Genomic DNA, 20012 nt, shown 5'->3' with positions numbered 1-20012 from the left:
ATGCGCCGCGTTGGCGGAGCGGCCGGTTCAAGGCAGCGTCGCACGGAGCAAACAAATACACATGAATATTGACCTTGGCCGGGGCGGGGCACGCTGCCCGGCGCTGCTGATCACTTCCACGGCCTCGGGCCAGGGCAAGACCACGCTGACGGCTGCGCTGGCGCGGCTGCATGCGCGCCAGGGGCGCCGCGTGCGCGTGTTCAAGTGCGGCCCTGACTTCCTGGACCCGCACTGGCACGAGCTGGCCAGCGGTGCGCCCGTGCACAGCGTCGATCTGTGGATGACGGGCGAGGCCGACATGCGTGCGCGCCTGCACGCCGCCGCCTGCGAGGCCGACCTCATCCTGGTGGAAGGCGTCATGGGCCTGTTCGACGGCACGCCCTGCGCGGCCGATGTGGCCGAGCGGCTGGGCCTGCCGGTGCTGGCCGTGATCGACGCCTCGGGCATGGCCGGCACCTTTGGCGCACTGGCCCATGGCCTGCAGCACTACCGGCCCGGCCTGCGCTGGGCCGGCCTGCTGGCCAACCGCGTGGGCAGCGCCCACCATGCCGACCTGCTGCGTGCCGGCCTGCGCGAGCCTTCGTTGTGGCTGGGCGCGCTGGCGCGGGTGCAGGGCGCAGGCGCCACCTCGCTGCTGCCCGAGCGGCACCTGGGCCTGGTTGCCGCGCATGAGCTGGACGATGCCCTGCAGCGCCTGGACGTGGCCGCCGATGCGCTGCTGGCCACGCCGCTGGGCCAGTTGCCCTGGCAGGCCGAAGCCGGGCAGGGCGCCAGCTGGCAGGACTGGTCCGTGGACTTTGAACCGTGCCCGGAACCTGCCGAAGCCGTGCAGCCCTGGCTGGCGGGCCGCACCGTGGCGGTGGCGCGTGATGCGGCCTTCAGCTTCATCTACCAGGCCAACCTCGACTGCCTGCGTTCCATGGGTGCGCGGATTGCCTTCTTCTCGCCCCTGGCCGCAGAGCGCCTGCCGCAGTGCGATGCGCTGTGGCTGCCCGGCGGCTATCCGGAACTGCACCTGGACGCGCTGGCCGCCCATGCCGCGCTGCGCGGTGACATTGCCGCCCACGTGGCAGCCGGCCGGCCGGTCTGGGCCGAGTGCGGCGGTATGCTGGCGCTGTGCGAACGACTGACCGACACTGCGGGCCGGACCACGGACCTCTGGGGCCTGTTGCCCGGCCATGCACGCCTGCAGCCGCGCCTGGCCGGCCTGGGCATGCAGCAACTGCCCACGCCCTGGGGCCTGTTGCGCGGCCATACCTTCCACTACAGCCGGCTGGACACGTCCATGGCCGAGGCCGGGCGCAGCAGCCGTCCGGGCCAGGCCCCCCAGCCCGACCGGGGCGAGGCGCTGTACCGCCAGGGCAGCGTGCACGCCAGCTATTTCCATGCCTGGTTTGCCTCGCAGCCGCGCGCCGTGGCGGCGCTGCTGGGCGCTGACATTCCCGCAGGCCAGGCGTCATGACCGACCAGATCTCCACCTATTCGCTTGCGCGCAGCCAACTCATTCTGGGCGGCCAGAAAAGCGGCAAGTCGCGCCGTGCCGAATTGCTGGCCCGCGCCTGGCTCGATGGCGCCCTGGACCGCGAGGCCGCGCTGATCGCCACCGGCCAGCCCTGGGACGACGAAATGCGCGAGCGCATCGCCCGCCACCGGCGCGACCGCGCCGAGCGCGTGCCCGGCATGGTCACGCTTGAGGAGCCGCTGGACCTGGCCGCCATGCTTGCGCGGCACAGCACGCCGCAGCGCCTGCTGGTGGTGGACTGCCTGACGCTGTGGCTGACCAACTGGATGATGCCGGCCCAGCCTTCCGAGGAACTGGCGCGCGGATGGGCGGGCCAATGCACGGCCTTTCTTGCCGCCTTGCAAGCTGCGCCCGGCCCGGTGATCCTGGTCGGCAACGAGATCGGCCTGGGCGTGATCCCGCTGGGATCGCAGGTGAGGGCCTTTGTGGATGCGCTGGGTGTGCTCAACCAGCGTGCGGCGCAAAGCTGCGAAACCGTCACGCTGATGTGCGCCGGCCTGCCGCTGGCGCTCAAGGGCCCGCAGCCGTGAGTCCATGGCGTCCCGCCCTGTGGGGCCTGGCGTTGGCACTGGCGCTGTCTGCGGCGCAGGCTGCCATCCGGGTCACGGACGGGCGGGGCGTTCCGGTGGAGCTGCCACAGCCGCCGCAGCGCATCGTCAGCCTGCTGCCCTCGCTGACCGAGACCGTGTGCGAGCTGGGCGGCTGCCAGCGCCTGGTCGGCGTGGACCGCTATTCGAACTGGCCGGCCCATGTGAAGACCCTGCCTGTGGTGGGCGGCGGCATGGACCCCAATATCGAGGCCATCGTCGCGCTCAAGCCCGATCTGGTGCTGGTGTCCATGGCATCGCGCTCGGTGGCGCGGCTGCAGGCATTGGGCCTCAAGGTCGTGGCGCTGGAGCCGCGCACCCATGCCGATGCGCAGGCCGTGCTGCGCACCGTGGGTCAGTTGCTGGACCTGCCGCCCGCGCAGGGCGCCGACCGCGTCTGGTCCGCCATCGAGGCGCGCATGCAGGAGGTGGAGCGCAGCATGGCCCCCGCGCTGCGCGGGCAGACCGTGTATTTCGAGGTCAACCGCGGCCCCTTTGCCGCAGGCGAGTCTTCGTTCATCGGCGAGACCCTGGCGCGCCTGGGCATGCGCAACATCGTGGGAGCGCAGCTGGGGCCGTTCCCGCGCATCAACCCTGAATTCGTGGTGCGCGCCGATCCGGACTTCATCCTGGGCGGCGACCGCAGCCTGGGCACATCGGGCGAGCCCTATCCGGGCTGGGGCCGCCTGCGTGCCATGCAGGCCGGGCGCGTCTGCCGCTTTGTGCCGGCCGAGCTGGACGTGCTGGTGCGCGCCGGCCCGCGCATGGCCGAGGGCGCTGCACTGATGGCGCGTTGCCTGAACGGGGCCGCACAGTGAGGCAGGCCCGCAGGCTCCACCGCGGCCTGGCCGCGCCCTGGATGGCACTGGCCCTGCTGGTCGTGAGTGCCCTGCTCATGCTGCTGGGTGCGGGCGTGGGCAGCACGGGCTGGGAAAGCGTGTGGGCAGCGCGCAGCGATCCGCTGTCCTGGCAGATCGTCACCGAGATCCGGCTGCCCCGCACGGCGGGCGCGTGGCTGGCGGGCGGCCTGCTGGGGCTGGCCGGGGCCATCGCCCAGGGCGTGTTCCGCAATCCGCTGGCCGATCCCTATCTGCTGGGCAGTGCCTCGGGCGCCTCGCTGGGCGTTGCATTGAGCATGGCGGCGCTGGGCGCCTCGCCCTTCGCACTGGCGGGCTTGGCGCGCCTGGGTGTCACGGGCGCGGCCTTTGCGGGCGCGGCCCTGGCCGTGCTGCTGACCCTGGTGCTGGCCCAGGGCGTGCACAACACCATGCGCCTGCTGCTGGCCGGCGTGGTGGTGGGGGTGGTGCTGGGCGCGGCCGCATCGCTGGTGCTGCTGATGAACCCGGACATCATGCAGGCCATGCAGGCCTTCATGCTGGGCAGCACCTCCTTCATCGGCTGGGGCGCCTGCGCGCTGATGCTGGCCGTGCTGCTGGCCACCGCCCTGGGCGCCTGGTGCCTGGGCCGCGTGCTCGACGGCCTGTCCCTGGGCGAGGCCACGGCCCACAGCCTGGGCCTGCCGCTGGCGCCGCTGCGCATGGTGCTCATCTTGCTGCTGGCGCTGGCCACCGGCACGGCCGTGGCGCAGACCGGGCTGATTGCCTTCGTCGGCCTGGCCGCGCCGCATCTGGTGCGCTCCATGGTGCGCTCCATGTACCGCTGGCTGCTGGTGCTCAGCGCGGGCATGGGCGCCGTGCTGCTGCTGGCCGCCGACTTGCTGGCGCGCTGGCTCATCGCCCCGCAGGAGCTGCCCGTGGGCGCGCTCACGGCCTTGCTGGGCGGCAGCTACCTGCTGTGGCTCATGCACCGCCGCCACGCCCTGCGCGGCGGGGAGGGCGCATGACGGCACTGGCCCCCGCCCTGCAAGCGCGCGCCCTGAAGGTTCGCCTGGGCGATCGACAGGTCCTGGGCGGCCTGAACCTGGCCCTGCCCACCGGCCGCTGGACCGCCATCGTCGGCCCCAATGGCGCAGGCAAATCCACGCTGCTGCGCGCCCTGGCAGGCATGGAGTCCGGCGCTGGCGTGCAAGGGGAGGTGGAGCTCCTGGGCCGCCCGCTGCGGCAATGGAGTGCGCGGGAACGGGCCTGCTCGCTCGCCTGGCTGGGCCAGAACCAGCCCGTGGCCGGCGACATGCGGGTCCATGACGTGGTCATGCTGGGCCGCCTGCCGCACCAGGGCTGGCTGGCTGCGCCCGGCGCTGCCGACCATGCCGCCGTGGAGCAGGCCCTGCGCCAGACCCAGGGCTGGGACTGGCGCATGCGCAGCGTGGGCAGTCTCTCGGGCGGGGAGCGCCAGCGCGTGCTGCTGGCGCGCGCCCTGGCCGTGCAGGCCCGCGTGCTGCTGATGGACGAACCCCTGGCCAACCTCGACCCCCCGCACCAGGCCGACTGGCTCGAATGCGTGCAGGCCCTGGTCGCCCAGGGCCGCACCGTGGTCAGCGTGCTGCATGAGATATCGATGGCCTTGCAGGCCCAGGACCTGGTCATTCTCGACAAGGGGCAAGTGGTGCACCAGGGTGCCTGCGCCGACGCGGCCACGCATGCGGCGCTGGAGGCCGTGTTCGAGCACCGGCTGCGCATCCGCGCCGTCGACGGGCAGTGGCTGGCCCTGCCACGGCTGCGGGGGCAAGCTGCGGCTCCCTGATCGCCTGTTGGAAAAAATGTCTCTCCATGCGCCGTATCTGAGCCGCTGGGCTCTGACCATCGATGGCCAGCCCCTGTACACGCCGCGCGGTGTGTTGCTGCCCGTGCGCCAGGGCGGCACGCCCGCCATGCTCAAGATTGCGCTGGAGCCCGAAGAGGTGGCCGGTGCCCGCCTGATGGCCTGGTGGAATGGCGATGGTGCCGCGCCCGTGCTGGCCCATGAAGGGCCGGCCTTGCTGATGCTGCGCGCCACAGGACCCGAATCGCTGGTGGAGATGGCCCGTGGCGCGCGCGATGAGGAGGCCACGCGCATCCTGTGCACCGCTGCCAAGCGCCTGCACCTGCCGCGCGCCAAGGCGTTGCCACCCCTGGTGCCGCTGACGCAGTGGTTCCATGCATTGCTTGCACAAGGCCATGGAACCGCCAGCCTGCTCGGCCTGTGCGCCACCACGGCGCGCGAGCTGCTGGCCGCACCGCGCGACGTGATCGTGCTGCATGGTGACCTTCACCACGGCAATGTGCTGGACTTCGGCCCCCTGGGCTGGCTGGCTATCGATCCCAAGGGCCTGCACGGCGAGCGCGGCTTTGACTACGCCAACATCCTGAGCAATCCCGACCGCGCCAACGCACTGGCGCCGGGGCGCTTTGCGCGCCGCATGGCCACCATTGCCGAAGTCTCGGGCATAGAGCAAAGGCGCCTGTTGCAATGGGTGCTGGCCTGGTCAGGACTGTCTGCGGTCTGGAGCATGGAAGACGGTGACGATCCTGGCGCTGCGATGGCTGTGGCGCAAATGGCGGCTTCGGCCTTGGGCTAGTCGCGACCGGCTTTCCTCGACCGAGGTGCCTCCAGATACGCGCCGCTGGCAAACAATTGCTCCTCGGCCTGGTCGATGCGCTGCACCACGCCCTTGCCGGCGCGGCTGGCCAGCAGTTCCACCAGGGCCTCGGACAGCGCCACGGCCGAGGTGATGGAGGGGAAGAACGACGGGCTGTGCAGCGAAAACAGCAGCGTGGCGTCGGCCAGCAGCGCCAGGGGCGAGGCGGGGCTGTCGGTCAGCGCCACAATGCGGCAGCCCGCATCCCTGCCGGCTTGGGCCACGGCCAGTGCCTCGCGCGAGTAGGGCGCAAAGGCGACTACCAGCAGGGCGTCGCCGCGCTCCATGGCGCGGCACTGCATCTCCAGCGTGCCGCCCTGGCCGTCCAGCAGGTGCACGCTGGCGCGCAGCAGCCGGTACACATAGACAAAGGAAAAGGCCACGGGGTAGCTGGCGCGAAAGCCCGCCACATGCACGCTGCGGGCCTTTTCCAGCAGTGCGCAGGCCTGCTGCAGCGCATCGCCCAGGCGCCGCTCGGTGGCCTCCAGATTGCGGCGGTGCACTTCGAAGGTCTCGCCCACCAGGTCATGGTCGCCAGCGCGGCCCACCAGGGCCTTGGCGCGCTGGCCGTAGGCCTCGTCGCTGCCCAGCCCCATGTCCTGCGCGAAGGCCTGCTTGAGCTGCGGCCAGCCGTCAAAACCCAGCCACTGCGCAAACCGCACCAGCGTGGCGGGCGGGCTGCCGGCGCGCGTGCCCACGCTGCGCATGGAGGCCGTAACCACATCGTTGGGATGCTCCAGCACGAAGCGGGCCACCTGTTGCAGGGCCGGGCTCAACTCGGCAAATCGCTGGCGGATGTCGTCTTGAACGGACATGGGTTTTCAGGAGAAAAGGGGGAAAAGGGCGGTGTTGGCTGCGCCGACTGTAGCCCAGGCGCGGTCTGGCTTGGAACGGCTGTTGTTGAAATCTCTGTTGACGGAACAAATGTTCCGCCAAATAATGTGATGAAACATTTGTTCCTTGAAAGAACTGCCATGAGCCATGTGTTCCATCGCCATCTGCACCACACGCCCCCCGTCGCCGTCGCCGCCAGCGGCCTGGAGATACGCGACGCGCAGGGGCGTAGCTATATCGATGCCTCGGGCGGCGCGGCCGTATCCTCGCTGGGCCACGGGCATCCCGACGTGATCGCCGCCATGCATGATCAGATCGACCGGCTGGCCTATGCCCACACCAGCTTCTTCACCACTGCGGTGGCCGAGGAACTGGGGCAGGAACTGGTGCGCGGCGCGCCCGAAGGCACCAGCCACGCCTACCTGGTCAGCGGCGGCTCCGAGGCCGTGGAGGCCGCGCTCAAGATGGCGCGCCAGTACTTCGTGGAGATCGGCCAGCCCGAGCGCACGCACTTCATCGCACGCCGCCAGAGCTACCACGGCAACACGCTGGGTGCGCTGGCCGTGGGCGGCAATGCCTGGCGGCGCGCGCCGTTCGCGCCCATCCTGGTGCCGGCCACCCATGTCTCGCCCTGCAATGCCTACCGCGACCAGCGCGACGATGAAACTCCAGAGCAATACGGCCAGCGCCTGGCCGACGAATTGGATGCGGCTATCGGCGTCCACGGCCCGCGCAGCGTGATCGCCTTCGTGGCCGAGACCGTGGGCGGCGCCACGGCCGGCGTGCTCACGCCCGTGCCCGGCTACTTCAAGGCCGTGCGCGAGGTGTGCGACCGCCACGGCGTGCTGCTCATCCTGGACGAGGTCATGTGCGGCATGGGCCGCACGGGCACCCTGCATGCCTGCGAGCAGGAAGGCGTGGTGCCCGACCTGATCACCGTGGCCAAGGGCCTGGGCGGTGGCTACCAGCCCGTGGGCGCGGTGCTGGCGCAGGGGCGCATCGTCGATGCCATGTCGCGCGGCAGCGGCTTCTTCCAGCACGGCCATACCTACCTGGGCCACCCGGTGGCCTGCGCGGCGGCGCTGGCCGTGCAGCGCGTGATACGGCGCGACGGCCTGCTGGACAAGGTGCGTACCGATGGCGAAGCCTTCGGGCAGATGCTGGCGCAGGCCCTGGGCAGTCGCCGCCGCGTGGGCGAGCACGTTGGAGACATTCGCGGGCGCGGCTTCTTCTGGGGCGTGGAGCTGGTGGCCGACCGCGCCAGCAAGGCACCCTTCGATGCGGGCCTGAAGCTCAACGCCCGCATCAAGACCGAAGCCATGCAGCGCGGCCTGCTGTGCTACCCCGGCGGCGGCACGGCCGATGGCCGTGCGGGCGACCACGTGCTGCTGGCGCCGCCCTTCATCGCCACGCGGGAACAGCTGCAGACCATTGCCACGCGCCTGGCCGAGTCCATCGAGGCCGCACTCGCCCAGGTTCTCTGATCCGTTCCTGCGCTTGCGCGCATTTCCACGCATTTCCACGCTTTCCCCAACCCCGCCACAGGAGTGTCCCCATGACCCCATCCCGCCCGACCCTGAAGCGCACGGCCCTGGCCGTGACCAGCGCCCTGATCGCCGCGCTGCTGCCGCTGGCCGCCAGCCATGCCCAGGACAGCGGCACGCTCGCCAAGATCCAGCAGGCCGGGGCCATCACGCTGGGCTACCGCGAGTCCTCGTTCGGCTTTTCCTATCTGGATGGCGATCTCAAGCCCGTGGGCTACAGCATGGACATCTGCCGGCGCATCGTGGACGAGGTCAAGGCCCAGCTCAAGCTGCCCGCACTGCAGGTGCGCTATCAAGCCGTGACCTCGGCCAACCGCATCCCGCTGGTGGCCAACGGCACGGTGGACCTGGAGTGCGGCTCCACCACCAACCTGGTGGAGCGGCAAAAGCAGGTGGCCTTCTCGCCGGATATCTTCCGCTACAACGTGCGCATGCTGGTGCGCGTGGACTCGGGGCTGCGCTCCGTCGCCGACCTGCAGGGCAAGACCGTGGCGACGACGGCGGGCACCACGTCCTTTCGCCTGTTGCGCGAGGCGGACCGAGGCCGCAACCTCGACGTCACCAACCTCTCGGGCAAGGACCATTCGGACTCCTTCATGCTGGTGGAGAGCGGCCGTGCCCAGGCCTTTGTGCTGGACGACATCCTGCTCGCCGGCCAGATCGCCAATGCCAAGAACCCGCAGGACTACCTGATCACCGGCGAAAGCCTGCGCACCGAGAACCAGGCGCTGATGCTGCGCAAGGACGATGCCGGCTTCAAGGCGATCGTGGACCGCGTGGTGACGGGCATGATGCAGTCCGGCGAGATGGAAAAGCTCTACAACCGCTGGTTCATGTCGCCCATCCCGCCCAGGAACATCAACATCAACTACCCGCTCAACGCCGAGACGCGCGAGGCCTTCGCCCATCCCTCGTCCAAGGGCATCTGAACTTATTGCACGCATCCATGACCCGCATCGCCCTCATCCACGCCCTCAGCCACTCCGTCGCTCCCATCAACGAAGCCTTTGCGCGCGACTGGCCCGAGGCGGTTCGCATGAACCTTCTGGACGACAGCCTCTCGGCCGACCTGGCGCGCAACGGGCGCGGGCTGGACGCCGCCATGCACGAGCGTTTCCAGCGCCTTGCGCAGTACGCCGTGGACACGGGCGCGCAGGGGATCTTGTTCACCTGCTCGGCCTTCGGCCCCTGCATCGAGGCCGTGGCCGCGCGCCATGCGCCGCTGCCCGTGCTCAAGCCCAACGAGGCCATGATCGAAGAGGCCGTGCAGGGCCAGCAGGGGGCCTTGGGTTTGATCTCCAGCTTCGCGCCCACGCTGCAGTCCATGCCGCCGGAGTTTCCGGCCGGCATCGAACTCGTGCCCGCCCTGGCCGATGGCGCCATGGACGCGCTCAACCGGGGCGACACCGCCACGCATGACCGCCTGGTGGTCGAGCAGGCCAGGGCCCTGGCCGCGCGTGGCTGCACGCGCATTGCGCTGGCCCAGTTCAGCATGGCGCGTGCCCGCGCCGCCTGCGAGGCCGCCACGGGCCTGCCCGTGCTCACCACGGTGGACAGCGCCGTGCGTGCCCTGCAGCGCCGGCTGGGCGTCCGCCTCGGTTAAAGTGGCGCTCCGCTGCAGCGCATGCCCGCCGCAGCGCGTGCAACTTTTGAGGATGACAGACCCATGCAGATCGAACAGGCCCCGACGGAAAAGCCCTATGAAAAGCCCGAAGGCGAACGCCGTGGCCTGGTGCTGGTGAACACCGGCGACGGCAAGGGCAAGAGCACGGCGGCCTTCGGCCTGGCCCTGCGCGCGCATGGCAGGGGCAAGTCCGTCAAGATCTTCCAGTTCATGAAGGTGCCCACCGCGCGCTTTGGCGAGCACCGCATGTTCGAGCAACTGGGCATGCCCATCGAGGGACTGGGCGACGGCTTCAGCTGGAAGAGCCAGGACCATGAGCGGTCGGCCCAGATCGCGCGCGAGGGCTGGGAGCGTGCGCGCACCGCCATCCTCTCGGGTGATCACTTCCTGGTCGTGCTCGACGAAATCACCTATCCGCTGATCTATGGCTGGCTGCCGCTGGAGCCTGTGCTGCAGGCCCTGGCCGACCGCCCGCGCCATGTGCACGTCATGCTCACGGGCCGCCGCTGCCCCGAGGAAATCATTGCCGTGGCCGATACCGTCACGCGCATGGAACTGGTCAAGCACGCCTTCCAGGCCGGCATTCCCGCCCAGCGTGGTATTGAGGACTGATGCCGCCCGCAGGCCCGGCCTGCGGCGGACAATGGCGGCATGAGCAGCGAAACGCAATCCCGGGCGCCAGAGACCATTCCCGCCCAACCCTTTGCCGAGGCCGAGCGGGCAGCCGTCTACCGCGCCATCCATGAGCGGCGCGACATGCGCCACTTCTGCGGCGGCGAGGTCGCGCCCGAGGTGCTGCTGCGCCTGCTGCGCGCCGCCCACCATGCGCCCAGCGTCGGCTTCATGCAGCCCTGGCGCTTCATCCGCGTGCGCGATGCGCAATTGCGCCAGGAGATCCATGCCGTGATCGAGCAGGAACGCCTGCAGACCGCGCGTGCGCTGGGCGAGCGCGAGGAAGATTTCATGCAGCTCAAGGTCCAGGGCGTGCTGGATGCGGCCGAGGTGCTGGTCGTGGCCATGCCGCCAGGGCGCGAGGCCCATGTCTTCGGCCGGCGCACCCTGCCCGAGATGGACGTGGCCTCGGCCGCCTGCGCCATCCAGAACTTGTGGCTGGCCGCGCGCGCCGAGGGGCTGGGGCTGGGCTGGGTCTCGCTGTTCGATCCCGAGGTGCTGGCCGCGCTGCTGCAAATGCCCGTGGGCAGCCGGCCGCTGGCCGTGCTGTGCCTGGGCCCCGTGTCGGCCTACTATGCCGAGCCCATGCTGCAGCAGCAAAAGTGGGCCAGCCGCGCACCGCTGCAGGACATGCTCTACGACGACTTCTGGGGCCAGCGCGCCGCCGCCCCACAACCGCAGGCATGAGCGACAGCCCTTCCTGGCAACTGCTGGGCGCCGCGCTCAGCCCGCTGTGGTGGTGCTGGCAGGCGCTGTCGCAGCCGCAGGCCCAGGTCCAAGCCGAACCCTGGGCGCGCCACGCCCTGGCCGCCGCGCTGGCCGTTCCCGTGGCCCTGCTGATCGACCGGCTCTGGGGCGAGCCGCCCGTGTGGATGCACCCCGTGGTCGCCATGGGCCGGCTGCTGGGTGCGGTTGGGCGAAGAATTGCCCCCCGCGAAGAACATGTGCGCGACTGGCCACGCTTTGCGCTGGGCGCCGTCGCCTGGTGCCTGCTGGCGCTGCTGTTCTTCGCCATCTACGCGTTCATCCAGTGGCTGCTGCCGCCCATGCCCTGGTGGCTGGGCGCCCTGGTGCTGGGCGTGCTGCTCAAGCCGCTTTTGTCCTGGCGCATGCTGCGCGACGAGGTGCTGGCCGTGGAAGCCGCACTGCAGCAGTCCCTGCCCGCAGGCCGCGAGCGCCTGACCTGGCTGGTCAGCCGGGACACGGCGCAGCTCGACGCAGGCCAGGTGCGCGAAAGCGCCATCGAGACCCTGGCCGAGAACCTCAGCGACTCGGTGCTGGCGCCGCTGTTCTGGTTCGCCGTGGCCGGCCTGCCGGGCGCGGCCCTCTACCGCTTTGCCAATACGGCCGATGCCATGTGGGGCTACCCGGGCTGGCGCGGGCAGGGCGATGACCGGCGCCACTGGCAATGGGCCGGCAAATGGACGGCGCGTGCCGATGACCTGCTCAACTGGATACCGGCGCGCCTGACTGCCCTGCTGCTGGCCTTGTCCGGCCTGGCTGCTGGCCGGCGGCCGGGCTGGGGTGCGCTGCGCCAGGACGCGCGCGTCACCCCGTCGCCCAACGGCGGCTGGCCCATGGGCGCCATGGCAAGGCTGCTGGGCGTGCGCCTGGGCAAGCCCGGCGTCTACGTGCTCAACCCCGCAGGCCGCGTGCCGCAGGCGGCCGAGCTGCAGCAGGCCGTGGCGCATGCGGGCCGCGTGGTCGCCATGCTGGTGGCTGCAGGGGTGGCCGCCGCCCTGGTCCTTGGATGGGCGATGGCAGGAAAGTCACCATGAAACCGATCCCAGTCACCCACGGTGGCACGGATGCGCTGGGCGTGCCCGCGCACGATTTCTCCACCAACCGCAATGCCTGCGGACCTTGCCCGCAGGCGCTGGACATGCTGGCCCAGGCCCACGCGGCCCAGTACCCCGACCCGCAGTACACGGCGCTGCGCGCACGGCTGGCGGATTTTCATGGTGTGCCGGCCGAGCGCATTGTCATTGCGGCCAGCGCCAGCGACTTCATCCACCGCATCACCATGCATGCAGCGCGCGAAGGCGCGGCCGTCGCCAGCCTGCCGGCCCACCATTACGGCGACTACGCCCACGCGGCGCAGGTCTGGCGCCTGCCCCTGGCCGCGCGCGACGGCATAACCGAGGCCGGCCCCGGCCTGCACTGGGCCTGCGCACCATCGAGCCCGCTGGGCCAGCCCGAGGAGGTCTGGCCGCTGTGGAGCGAGCCCGCACCGCCCGGCACCTGGCGCGTGATCGACTGCGCCTATGCCCCCCTCAGACTGGAGACGGGCATGGAGCCCGCCGTGCCCTTCCAGGTGCTCGATGCCTGGCAGATGTGGACTCCCAACAAGGCCCTGGGCATGACCGGCGTGCGCGCGGCCTACGCCATTGCGCCCGAAGCCGTGCCGCACGACGAGATCGATGCCTTGCGCGCCCTGTCACCATCCTGGCCCGTGGGCGCCCATGGCGAGGCCATGCTCACGGCCTGGACCGCACCGGCCACCCGGCAATGGCTGGCGCAAAGCCTGCAACGGCTGCGCGATTGGAAGGCGCAGCAGCTCGATCTGGTGCAGCGCCTGGGCTGGCAGGTACTGCCCGGCTCGCAGGCCAATTACTTTGTGGCGCGCTGGCCGCAAGCCCAGCAGGGCGACGCCATGCAGACGCGTCTGGCCCAACTGCGCGCGCAGGGCATCAAGCTGCGCGACTGCGACAGCTTCGGCCTGCCCGGCTGCGTGCGCATGGGCGTGCTGGCGCCCGCATCTCAGAGCGCCTTGCTGGCTGCCTGGCAGCCAATGGAGAAACACCATGCAATCGAATGAACCCGCCGCCGTGAATCTGCCCCTGCCCACGCCCAGCCAGCGCCCTGCGCTGTGCGTGATGGTGCTGGGCACCAGCAGCGGCGCCGGCAAGAGCTGGGTCGCCACCGCGCTGTGCGCCTGGTACCGCGCCCAGGGCTACAAGGTGGCGCCCTTCAAGGCGCAGAACATGAGCAACAACGCGCGGGTGGTCTCCGCGCCGGGTGGTGCCTGGGGCGAGATCGGCACGGCACAGTACTTGCAGGCCCTGGCCGCAGGCTGCGCGCCCGATGTGCGCATGAACCCGCTGCTGCTCAAGCCCGAGGCCGACATGCGCAGCCAAGTCGTACTGCTGGGCCGGGTCAGCGAGGAACTCTCGGCCTTGCCCTGGCGCGGCCGCAGCGCCCGCGTCTGGCCGCAGATCGCCGAGGCGCTGGACAGCCTGCGCGCCGACAACGATGTGGTCGTCATCGAAGGCGCAGGCTCCCCCGCAGAAATCAACCTGCATGCCAGCGACGTCGTCAACATGCGCGTGGCGCGCCACTGCGGCGCGCACTGCCTTCTTGTATCCGACATCGACCGTGGCGGCGCCTTCGCCCACCTCTACGGCACCTGGGCGCTGCTGCCGCCGGAAGAACAGGCGCTGATCCGCGGCTTTGTGCTCAACAAATTCCGGGGCGACGCCAGCCTGTTGGCGCCCGCCCCGCAGATGCTGCAGGAGCGCACCGGCGTGCCCACCGTGGCCACCATCCCCATGCAGTTCCAGCATGGCCTGCCGGAGGAGGATGGCGTCTTTGACGACCGTGGCTCTGGAGGAGGGGCGGGGCGCGCCGTGCACACCTCCATCGCCATCATTGCCTACCCGCGCATCAGCAACCTCGACGAATTCCAGCCCCTGCTGCAGGTGCCGGGCCTGCGCGTGGTCTGGGCGCGCACGCCGGCCCAGCTGGCAGGCGCGGACTGGATCATCCTGCCCGGCTCCAAGGCCACGGCTGCCGATCTGGCCTGGATGCGTTCCCAGGGTCTGGATGCCGCCGTTGCTGCGCACGCTGCGGCAGGCCGGCAGGTGCTGGGCATCTGCGGCGGCCTGCAGATGCTGGGCGAGGCGCTGATCGACCTGCATGGCGTGGACGGCAACGCCGCCGGCCTGGGTCTTCTGCCGCTGACGACCCTGTTCGCGCCCGACAAGACCGTGCTGCCCGCCAGCGTGCAACTGCCGCCGCTGCCGGGTGCGCTGGCGCCATTGGCTGGCGTGCAGGCGCAGGTCTATGAAATCCACCACGGCCAGACCGGGGTGCGCCCCGACATGGTGGCCTCTGGCAGTGCCGTGGCCGAGCCCGTGCCCGGCCTGCTGTGGCACAGCCCCGATGGCCGCATCGCCGGCTGCTACTGGCACGGCCTGTTCGAGAACGCCGAGGTGCTGCGCGCCCTGTGGGGCGCCGAGGTGCCCACGCTGGACAGCGTCTTCGCGCGCATGGCCGAAGGCGTGCAGCGCTGGTTTGCGCACCAGGCTTGACCCAGGTCAGGGGCCGCTTGCAGGGGGCGCGGCAAGCTGTAGGCCATGGCCTGCATGCGCAGCCGCGCTGTACCGATAAATGGGGAGCTGGAAAACACGCATGCTTGGGCCTTGACTTTTTTCACGAGGAATGGAGTGAAGCTATGAAGAACCCATGGATTCGTCCCCTGCAGCTGTGTATTGGCGCCGCCGTGCTTGGCATGGCCGGACTGGCCACTGCCCAGCCCGCCCCTGGCCCCGATGGCATGCCGCCCCCGCCGCCCGCTGCGGAAAAGGCCAAGCCCCACCACCACAAGAAGCACGCGGAGCCCAAGGGGCCCGCCAAGCGCGGCTATGACCGCCGCGACCCTGCCCAGCACGAGGCTGCAGCCGTCCAGGAGCAATCGCGCCGAGGCGGCGTCCAGTCGGGCGACCACTTCCAGCGCAATGCCGTGGCCCGCTGCGATGTCTTCAAGAACGAAGGCGACCGCCGCTCCTGCGTGGAGCGCGTCAAGGACGGCCAGGTCAGCGGCTCCGTCGAAGGCGGCGGCGTACTGCGCGAGTACACGGAACAGGTTCCTGTAAGGCAATAACAGCGCTGGCTGTTGTTCACCTGAGAAAACCCGCCGGGCCACGAAGCCGGCGGGTTTTTTTGTGGGCGAATGCAGGCGGCGGCAGCTGCATTCAGGTCAGAAGCACCACGTTCAGGCCATGCACTCTCTGGAATGCAGGCTCCCGCGTCAGCAGCCTGTGGTGTGGTCTCTGCTGCAGGCAGCCGGTCGGTATCGAATCTCGACCGCAGAGACCTGGCCCGCCGCCACGCCCCTGTCCACCGGATTTGACCTGGGTCATACAAACCCATTCCACCTGCCCCGGACCGGCGCGCACCGGCAAGGCATTTCTATGATGGCGCCGTACTTCCCATATGGAAAAAGGATTCAACCCATGCAAGCCTTCCGGATCGTGGTCATTGGTGCGGGGCAGACCGGCACTCCCTTGCTGCAGCAATTGCTGGACGCGCCCTTCGTGCAGTTGCTTGGGGTGGCCGACCTGGATTTGAACCAGCCCGGCATCGCACTGGCACGCGCGCGCGGCGTGCCGGTCACCACCCGGTTCATGGAACTGGTGGACGCGGCGGTGGACATCATCATCGACGTGACCGGCTCCCTGCAGGTGCGCGAATCGCTGCGCAGCAAGATGGTGGAGACCGGCAACACGCACACGCTGATCATGCATGAGGCGATTGCGCTGCTGATGATGTCGCTGTCGGCCGGCCGGCTGGTGGTCGGCAAGCACAGCGATCTGGAGTATTCCTGAACGCAGGCGGCGGATACGCAGGACAGCTATCCGCCCCATCCTCCCGTGCCTGGCGGATGACGGGCTGCCGCAGCAGACGCTACAGCTACAGCCACTCCTTCATCCATCCCAGCCCCTCGCTGGTAGCGTGCGCCGCCGCGCCGCGCGCGGGGCGGTATTCGCAGCCTATCCAGCCGTCGTAGCCCAGTTGGTCCAGCAGGCGGAACAGGTAGGGGTAGTTGATCTCGCCCACGTCGGGTTCGTGGCGTTCGGGCACGCCTGCGATCTGCACATGCCCCACGCGGCCCGTGGGCAGGTACTGGCGGATCTTCATGGCGAGGTCTCCCTCGACAATCTGGCAGTGGTAGAGGTCCATCTGGACCTGGACATTGGGCTCTGCGATGTCGGCCAGCAGCGCGTGGGCCTGGTCCTGGCGGCTCAGGAAGAAGCCTGGCATGTCCCGGCCGTTGATGGGCTCCAGCAGGATGGCGATGCCGTGGGGCGCGGCCAGCCGTGCGGCATGGCGCACGTTGGCGATGTAGGTGGCGCGCAGGATGTCATCGCTGGCGCCTGCGGGCTTGAGCCCGGCCATGACGTGGATGCGCGGGCAGCCCAGGGCCTGGGCGTAGGCCACGGCGCGTTCCATGCCCTGGGCAAATTCCGCCTCGCGCCCGGGGATGCAGGCCAGGCCGCGCTCGCCCGCGCTCCAGTCGCCGGGCGGGGCGTTGAACAGCACCTGCTGCAGGCCGTGGTCCTGCAGGCGCCGGGCCAGTTGCTCGGGGGCGAAGTCGTAGGGGAACAGGTATTCGACGGCCTGGAAGCCGTCGCGCGCGGCGGCCTCGAAGCGGTCAAGAAAGTCCAGGTCGTTGTAGAGCATGGACAGGTTGGCGGCGAAACGGGGCATGAAGGTTTTCCTGAAAACGGAGGCTGAGTGTGGCATCAGGCGCTTGCCAGCGCGCCGAAGGCCTTGGTGAAGAAGTCCGTGGTGCCGAAGTTGCCGGACTTGAGCGTGAGGTGCAGCCCCTGCGGCGCCAGGGGCGAGGCGGCATGGCACCAGGGCACGCCAGGGTCGATCTGCGGCCCTATGCGCATCTGCTCGATGCCCAGCGCCTGCACGCAGGCGCCCGAGGTTTCTCCGCCCGCCACGACAAGCTGGCGCACGCCCATCTCGACCAGCCCCCGGGCGATGGCGGCGATGGTCTGTTCGACCAGTGCGCCGGCCTGCTCCACGCCCAGGCGGCCCTGCACGGCCTTGACGGCCGAGGATTCGGCCGTGGAGTAGATCAGCACGGGGCCGCTGGCGATGTGCTGGCGGGCCCAGGCCAGGGCCTTGCCGGCTTCGTCCTCGCCAGCGGCGATGCGCAGCGGCTCCAGCGCCAGGGCAGGGCGCCCCGAGGCGATGAAGTGCGCCACCTGCGCATTGGTGGCCACCGAGCAACTGCCCGAGACGACCGCCTGCAGGCCGGTGGCGGTTGGCAGGGCAGCGGCCTGGGCCGTGGGCTGGATGCCGAAGTTCGCGGGCAGGCCGATGGCCACGCCCGAGCCCGCCGTGACCAGGGGCATGCCGGCCAGAGCCGGGCCCAGGCGCAGCAGGTCGTCGTTGGAGACGGCATCGACCACGGCCATGCCCACGCCCTCGGCCTGGAGTGCGGCAATGCGCGCGCGGATGGCGGCCTCGCCCTGCGCGACGGCCACATGGTCGATCAGCCCCACCTTGCGCCGTGTCTGCGCCTGCAGCACGCGCACCAGGTTGGCATCGGTCATGGGCGTGAGCGGGTGGTTGCGCATGCCGCTGTCGCTGAGCAGCACATCGCCCACGAACAGGTGGCCCTTGAAGACGGTGCGCTGGTTGTCGGGAAAGGCAGGCGTTGCGATGGTGAAGCCACAGCCCAGCGCGTCCATCAGCGCATCGGTCACGGGGCCGATATTGCCCTGCGGCGTGCTGTCGAAGGTGGAGCAGTACTTGAAGTAGATCTGCGGCGCGCGGCCATTGGCGCCCTGGGCCTGCAGCCATTCGAGGGCCTGCAGCGATTGCGCAATGGCATCGGCCGGCGCGATGGTGCGCGACTTGAGCGCGACAACGACGGCGTCCACGCCCTCGTCCACCGGGCCGGCAGGCACGCCAATGCTTTGCACCACGCGCATGCCTGCGCGCACCAGGTTGTTCGCCAGGTCGGTGGCGCCCGTGAAGTCGTCGGCTATGCAGCCCAGAAGAAGGGTCATGGGGATTCCGATGGAGCCTGGGGCAGGGTGATGCCCGGAAAGATCTTGATGACGGCACTGTCGTCCTCGCGGCCATGGCCGGCGGTGGATGCCTGCATGAACATCTGGTGGGCCGTGGAGGCCAGGGGCAGCGGGAATTTGCTGTGGCGCGCGGTGTCCAGCACCAGGCCCAGGTCCTTGACGAAGATGTCCACGGCCGACAGCGGGGTGTAGTCGCCGGCCAGCACGTGGGCCATGCGGTTCTCGAACATCCAGCTGTTGCCGGCGCTGTGGGTGATGACCTCGTAGAGCGCGGCGGCATCGACGCCTTCGCGCAGGCCCAGGGCCATGGCCTCGGCCGCTGCGGCAATGTGCACGCCGGCCAGCAGCTGGTTGATGATCTTGACCTTGCTGCCCGCGCCCGCGCTGTGGCCCAGGCGGTAGACCTTGGCGGCCATGGCATCGAGCACGCCTTCGCAGGCGGCATAGGCCTCGGGGCGGGCGGCCGTCATCATGGTCATCTGGCCCGACGCGGCCTTGGCCGCGCCGCCCGAGATGGGCGCGTCGATGTAGTGCACGCCCTGCGCCTGCAGCCTGGCCTCCAGCGCCACCGACCAGTTGGGGTCCACGGTGGAGCACATGACGAAGACGGAGCCGGGCTGCAGCGCGGGGGCGATGCCGCCTTCGCCGAACAGCACGGCCTCGGTTTGCTGAGCGTTGACCACCACGCTGACGACGATGCGGCAGGCGGCGGCCATGTCGGCCAGCGTGGCGCAGGCCGTGCCACCTTCGGCGGCGAAGGCGGCTGCGGCCTCGGGGCGGATGTCGTGGACATGCACGTGGTGGCCGGCGCGGCGCAGGCTTTGCGCCATGCCGGCGCCCATGGCGCCCAGGCCGATCACGCCGACGGCGCGGGGTATGGCGGTGGTGTGGTTCATGGCTGGAGCAGGGGTGTCAGGTCATCGGCGATGTAGGCGCGCACGATGGCCGCAAAGTCCTCGTCGCCGCGCAGGCCCAGCTGGTTGGCGCGCGCGGTATCCCAGCGGCCGGGCCAGCTGCCGACGATGCGCTCGACCTTGTCGTCGGGCTGCCAGCTCACGCGGTTGGCCACTTCGTCGCCAGCCACTTCGCGCAGCGCGCGCACCATGTCGCCTGCGCTGACGGACACGCCGGGCAGGTTGATGGGGCGGCGGTCGGCGACGGCGCTGGCATCGAGTTCGCAGCCTGCGACCAGGGCCTCGACGGCGCGGCGCGGGGACAGCAGCCACAGGCGCGTGGTGGCACCCACGGGGCAGTTGGCCGCTTCGCCGTTGAGGGGCTCGCGGATGATGCCGCTGGCAAACGACGAGGCCGCCGCATTGGGCCGGCCCGGGCGCACGCTGATCGTGGGCAGGCGCAGCACGCGGCCGTCGACAAAGCCGCGCCGCGTGTAGTCGGCCAGCAGCAGCTCGGCAATGGCTTTTTGCGTGCCGTAGGAGGACTGCGGGTTCAGGGCCGTGCCGTCCAGCACGGTGTCGGGCAGGTCACCCCCGTAGACGGCCACCGAGCTGGTGAAGACCACGCGCGGCATGTGGCCCACTGCGCGGCAGGTCTCCAGCAGGGCGCGCGAGGCATCGAGGTTGATGCGCATGCCCAGGTCGAAGTCGGCCTCGGCCTGGCCGCTGACCACAGCGGCCAGATGGAAGATTACGGCCGTGTCCTGGTCTATGGCGCCGCGCAGCACCTGCGGGTCGGCAATGTCGCCCACCAGGGAGCGCACGCGCGTGTCGTCAATGGCGTGGGTGGCCACCACGTCGAGCAGGTCGATCTGGTGGATGGGCCAGCGGGTGCCGGCCAGCGTCAGCGAGCCTTGTTCGAGCAGCTTGCGGGCCAGGCGCTGGCCCAGGAATCCGGCGCCGCCGGTGATCAGTACTTTCATGTGTCTT

General features: G+C 70.1%; 21 protein-coding genes. 16 read left to right on the top strand and 5 right to left on the bottom strand.

The genetic code is table 11. From position 1 onward, the window contains the following. The first annotated feature begins 61 nt into the window (after positions 1–61). Genes LGR64_RS15860 through LGR64_RS15835 form a run of 6 tightly spaced genes read left to right on the top strand, consistent with a single transcriptional unit; the run spans position 62 to position 5566 of the window. A complete protein-coding gene (locus LGR64_RS15860; protein WP_230356049.1) occupies positions 62–1462 on the top strand; it encodes a cobyrinate a,c-diamide synthase in 1401 nt (466 codons plus the stop codon). Next, positions 1459–2052 (top strand): bifunctional adenosylcobinamide kinase/adenosylcobinamide-phosphate guanylyltransferase, encoded by a 594-nt coding sequence (locus tag LGR64_RS15855; protein ID WP_141833879.1) that lies wholly within the window; start codon positions 1459–1461, stop codon positions 2050–2052. Before LGR64_RS15860 ends, LGR64_RS15855 begins: the two co-directional genes overlap by 4 nt. Further along, entirely contained in the window at positions 2049–2927 is an 879-nt protein-coding gene (locus LGR64_RS15850; protein WP_230356048.1) for an ABC transporter substrate-binding protein, read from the top strand. Before LGR64_RS15855 ends, LGR64_RS15850 begins: the two co-directional genes overlap by 4 nt. A 41-nt stretch (positions 2928–2968) precedes the next feature. Next, positions 2969–3952: a FecCD family ABC transporter permease gene (locus tag LGR64_RS15845; RefSeq protein WP_230356204.1), complete on the top strand. Its 984-nt coding sequence runs from the start codon at positions 2969–2971 to the stop codon at positions 3950–3952. Beyond that, a complete protein-coding gene (locus tag LGR64_RS15840) occupies positions 3949–4752 on the top strand; it encodes an ABC transporter ATP-binding protein (RefSeq protein WP_230356046.1) in 804 nt (267 codons plus the stop codon). The genes LGR64_RS15845 and LGR64_RS15840 overlap by 4 nt, the downstream gene beginning before the upstream one ends. Before the next feature lie 16 nt (positions 4753–4768). Further along, positions 4769–5566 carry an aminoglycoside phosphotransferase family protein gene (locus LGR64_RS15835; protein ID WP_230356045.1) on the top strand — a complete coding sequence of 266 codons (798 nt, stop codon included), beginning with the start codon at positions 4769–4771 and terminating at the stop codon, positions 5564–5566. On the opposite strand, the gene LGR64_RS15830 is transcribed toward LGR64_RS15835, so the two are convergent. After that, positions 5563–6441, bottom strand: coding sequence for a MurR/RpiR family transcriptional regulator (locus LGR64_RS15830; RefSeq protein WP_230356043.1), 879 nt, complete (start codon positions 6439–6441; stop codon positions 5563–5565). The genes LGR64_RS15835 and LGR64_RS15830 overlap by 4 nt on opposite strands. 159 nt (positions 6442–6600) lie before the next feature. On the opposite strand from LGR64_RS15830, the gene LGR64_RS15825 reads away from it, so the two are divergent. The 10 genes from LGR64_RS15825 to LGR64_RS15780 all read left to right on the top strand — a co-directional run bounded on the left by LGR64_RS15825 (position 6601) and on the right by LGR64_RS15780 (position 15906). After that, positions 6601–7944: an aspartate aminotransferase family protein gene (locus LGR64_RS15825; protein ID WP_230356041.1), complete on the top strand. Its 1344-nt coding sequence runs from the start codon at positions 6601–6603 to the stop codon at positions 7942–7944. A 71-nt stretch (positions 7945–8015) separates the two neighbouring features. After that, positions 8016–8933 carry an amino acid ABC transporter substrate-binding protein gene (locus tag LGR64_RS15820; RefSeq protein ID WP_230356040.1) on the top strand — a complete coding sequence of 306 codons (918 nt, stop codon included), beginning with the start codon at positions 8016–8018 and terminating at the stop codon, positions 8931–8933. Positions 8934–8950: 17 nt separating this feature from the next. Then, positions 8951–9607 (top strand): aspartate/glutamate racemase family protein, encoded by a 657-nt coding sequence (locus tag LGR64_RS15815; RefSeq protein WP_013803211.1) that lies wholly within the window; start codon positions 8951–8953, stop codon positions 9605–9607. A 63-nt stretch (positions 9608–9670) separates the two neighbouring features. Next, positions 9671–10240, top strand: a complete 570-nt coding sequence (gene cobO / locus LGR64_RS15810) for a cob(I)yrinic acid a,c-diamide adenosyltransferase (RefSeq protein ID WP_013803210.1) — start codon at positions 9671–9673, stop codon at positions 10238–10240. Between the two features lie 39 nt (positions 10241–10279). Then, positions 10280–10987 (top strand): 5,6-dimethylbenzimidazole synthase, encoded by a 708-nt coding sequence (gene bluB, locus LGR64_RS15805; RefSeq protein WP_192368090.1) that lies wholly within the window; start codon positions 10280–10282, stop codon positions 10985–10987. Then, positions 10984–12078 carry an adenosylcobinamide-phosphate synthase CbiB gene (cbiB, locus tag LGR64_RS15800; RefSeq protein WP_230356038.1) on the top strand — a complete coding sequence of 365 codons (1095 nt, stop codon included), beginning with the start codon at positions 10984–10986 and terminating at the stop codon, positions 12076–12078. Before bluB ends, cbiB begins: the two co-directional genes overlap by 4 nt. Further along, positions 12075–13118 (top strand): aminotransferase class I/II-fold pyridoxal phosphate-dependent enzyme, encoded by a 1044-nt coding sequence (locus tag LGR64_RS15795; protein WP_230356036.1) that lies wholly within the window; start codon positions 12075–12077, stop codon positions 13116–13118. Before cbiB ends, LGR64_RS15795 begins: the two co-directional genes overlap by 4 nt. After that, positions 13105–14610: a cobyric acid synthase gene (locus tag LGR64_RS15790; protein ID WP_230356035.1), complete on the top strand. Its 1506-nt coding sequence runs from the start codon at positions 13105–13107 to the stop codon at positions 14608–14610. Before LGR64_RS15795 ends, LGR64_RS15790 begins: the two co-directional genes overlap by 14 nt. 143 nt (positions 14611–14753) lie before the next feature. Continuing rightward, the gene (locus LGR64_RS15785) at positions 14754–15182 is read left to right on the top strand and encodes a hypothetical protein (RefSeq protein ID WP_099753015.1); all 429 of its coding nucleotides are present in this window, start codon (positions 14754–14756) and stop codon (positions 15180–15182) included. Between the two features lie 352 nt (positions 15183–15534). Further along, entirely contained in the window at positions 15535–15906 is a 372-nt protein-coding gene (locus LGR64_RS15780) for an oxidoreductase (RefSeq protein WP_012204656.1), read from the top strand. Positions 15907–15991: 85 nt separating this feature from the next. Here LGR64_RS15780 and otnI read toward each other — a convergent pair whose 3' ends face one another. Genes otnI through denD form a run of 4 tightly spaced genes read right to left on the bottom strand, consistent with a single transcriptional unit; the run spans position 15992 to position 20005 of the window. Next, positions 15992–16789 carry a 2-oxo-tetronate isomerase gene (otnI, locus tag LGR64_RS15775; protein ID WP_230356033.1) on the bottom strand — a complete coding sequence of 266 codons (798 nt, stop codon included), beginning with the start codon at positions 16787–16789 and terminating at the stop codon, positions 15992–15994. A 35-nt stretch (positions 16790–16824) separates the two neighbouring features. Next, positions 16825–18108, bottom strand: a complete 1284-nt coding sequence (gene otnK, locus LGR64_RS15770) for a 3-oxo-tetronate kinase (RefSeq protein ID WP_230356031.1) — start codon at positions 18106–18108, stop codon at positions 16825–16827. Continuing rightward, on the bottom strand, positions 18105–19025 hold the full coding sequence (ltnD, locus tag LGR64_RS15765; RefSeq protein ID WP_230356028.1) for an L-threonate dehydrogenase: 921 nt from the start codon (positions 19023–19025) through the stop codon (positions 18105–18107). The genes otnK and ltnD overlap by 4 nt, the downstream gene beginning before the upstream one ends. Then, complete coding sequence (gene denD / locus LGR64_RS15760) at positions 19022–20005, bottom strand: D-erythronate dehydrogenase (protein WP_230356026.1); 984 nt, start codon at positions 20003–20005, stop codon at positions 19022–19024. The genes ltnD and denD overlap by 4 nt, the downstream gene beginning before the upstream one ends. Positions 20006–20012: the final 7 nt, after the last annotated feature.

This window comes from Delftia sp. Lp-1 (genome assembly GCF_020523835.1).
GTDB classification, from domain to species: domain Bacteria; phylum Pseudomonadota; class Gammaproteobacteria; order Burkholderiales; family Burkholderiaceae_C; genus Comamonas; species Comamonas acidovorans.
This window is presented reverse-complemented; position numbering and strand designations above follow the sequence as displayed.

Coding starts and splice junctions, on each gene's coding strand:
- LGR64_RS15795 (WP_230356036.1), top strand. CDS start 12,075: ATGAAACCGATCCCAGTCACCCACGGTGGCACGGATGCGCTGGGCGTG.
- LGR64_RS15845 (WP_230356204.1), top strand. CDS start 2,969: ATGGCACTGGCCCTGCTGGTCGTGAGTGCCCTGCTCATGCTGCTGGGT.
- LGR64_RS15840 (WP_230356046.1), top strand. CDS start 3,949: ATGACGGCACTGGCCCCCGCCCTGCAAGCGCGCGCCCTGAAGGTTCGC.
- LGR64_RS15820 (WP_230356040.1), top strand. CDS start 8,016: ATGACCCCATCCCGCCCGACCCTGAAGCGCACGGCCCTGGCCGTGACC.
- LGR64_RS15780 (WP_012204656.1), top strand. CDS start 15,535: ATGCAAGCCTTCCGGATCGTGGTCATTGGTGCGGGGCAGACCGGCACT.
- LGR64_RS15785 (WP_099753015.1), top strand. CDS start 14,754: ATGAAGAACCCATGGATTCGTCCCCTGCAGCTGTGTATTGGCGCCGCC.
- cbiB (WP_230356038.1), top strand. CDS start 10,984: ATGAGCGACAGCCCTTCCTGGCAACTGCTGGGCGCCGCGCTCAGCCCG.
- bluB (WP_192368090.1), top strand. CDS start 10,280: ATGAGCAGCGAAACGCAATCCCGGGCGCCAGAGACCATTCCCGCCCAA.
- LGR64_RS15835 (WP_230356045.1), top strand. CDS start 4,769: ATGTCTCTCCATGCGCCGTATCTGAGCCGCTGGGCTCTGACCATCGAT.
- LGR64_RS15855 (WP_141833879.1), top strand. CDS start 1,459: ATGACCGACCAGATCTCCACCTATTCGCTTGCGCGCAGCCAACTCATT.
- LGR64_RS15825 (WP_230356041.1), top strand. CDS start 6,601: ATGAGCCATGTGTTCCATCGCCATCTGCACCACACGCCCCCCGTCGCC.
- otnI (WP_230356033.1), bottom strand. CDS start 16,789: ATGCCCCGTTTCGCCGCCAACCTGTCCATGCTCTACAACGACCTGGAC.
- LGR64_RS15815 (WP_013803211.1), top strand. CDS start 8,951: ATGACCCGCATCGCCCTCATCCACGCCCTCAGCCACTCCGTCGCTCCC.
- otnK (WP_230356031.1), bottom strand. CDS start 18,108: ATGACCCTTCTTCTGGGCTGCATAGCCGACGACTTCACGGGCGCCACC.
- ltnD (WP_230356028.1), bottom strand. CDS start 19,025: ATGAACCACACCACCGCCATACCCCGCGCCGTCGGCGTGATCGGCCTG.
- denD (WP_230356026.1), bottom strand. CDS start 20,005: ATGAAAGTACTGATCACCGGCGGCGCCGGATTCCTGGGCCAGCGCCTG.
- cobO (WP_013803210.1), top strand. CDS start 9,671: ATGCAGATCGAACAGGCCCCGACGGAAAAGCCCTATGAAAAGCCCGAA.
- LGR64_RS15830 (WP_230356043.1), bottom strand. CDS start 6,441: ATGTCCGTTCAAGACGACATCCGCCAGCGATTTGCCGAGTTGAGCCCG.
- LGR64_RS15860 (WP_230356049.1), top strand. CDS start 62: ATGAATATTGACCTTGGCCGGGGCGGGGCACGCTGCCCGGCGCTGCTG.
- LGR64_RS15790 (WP_230356035.1), top strand. CDS start 13,105: ATGCAATCGAATGAACCCGCCGCCGTGAATCTGCCCCTGCCCACGCCC.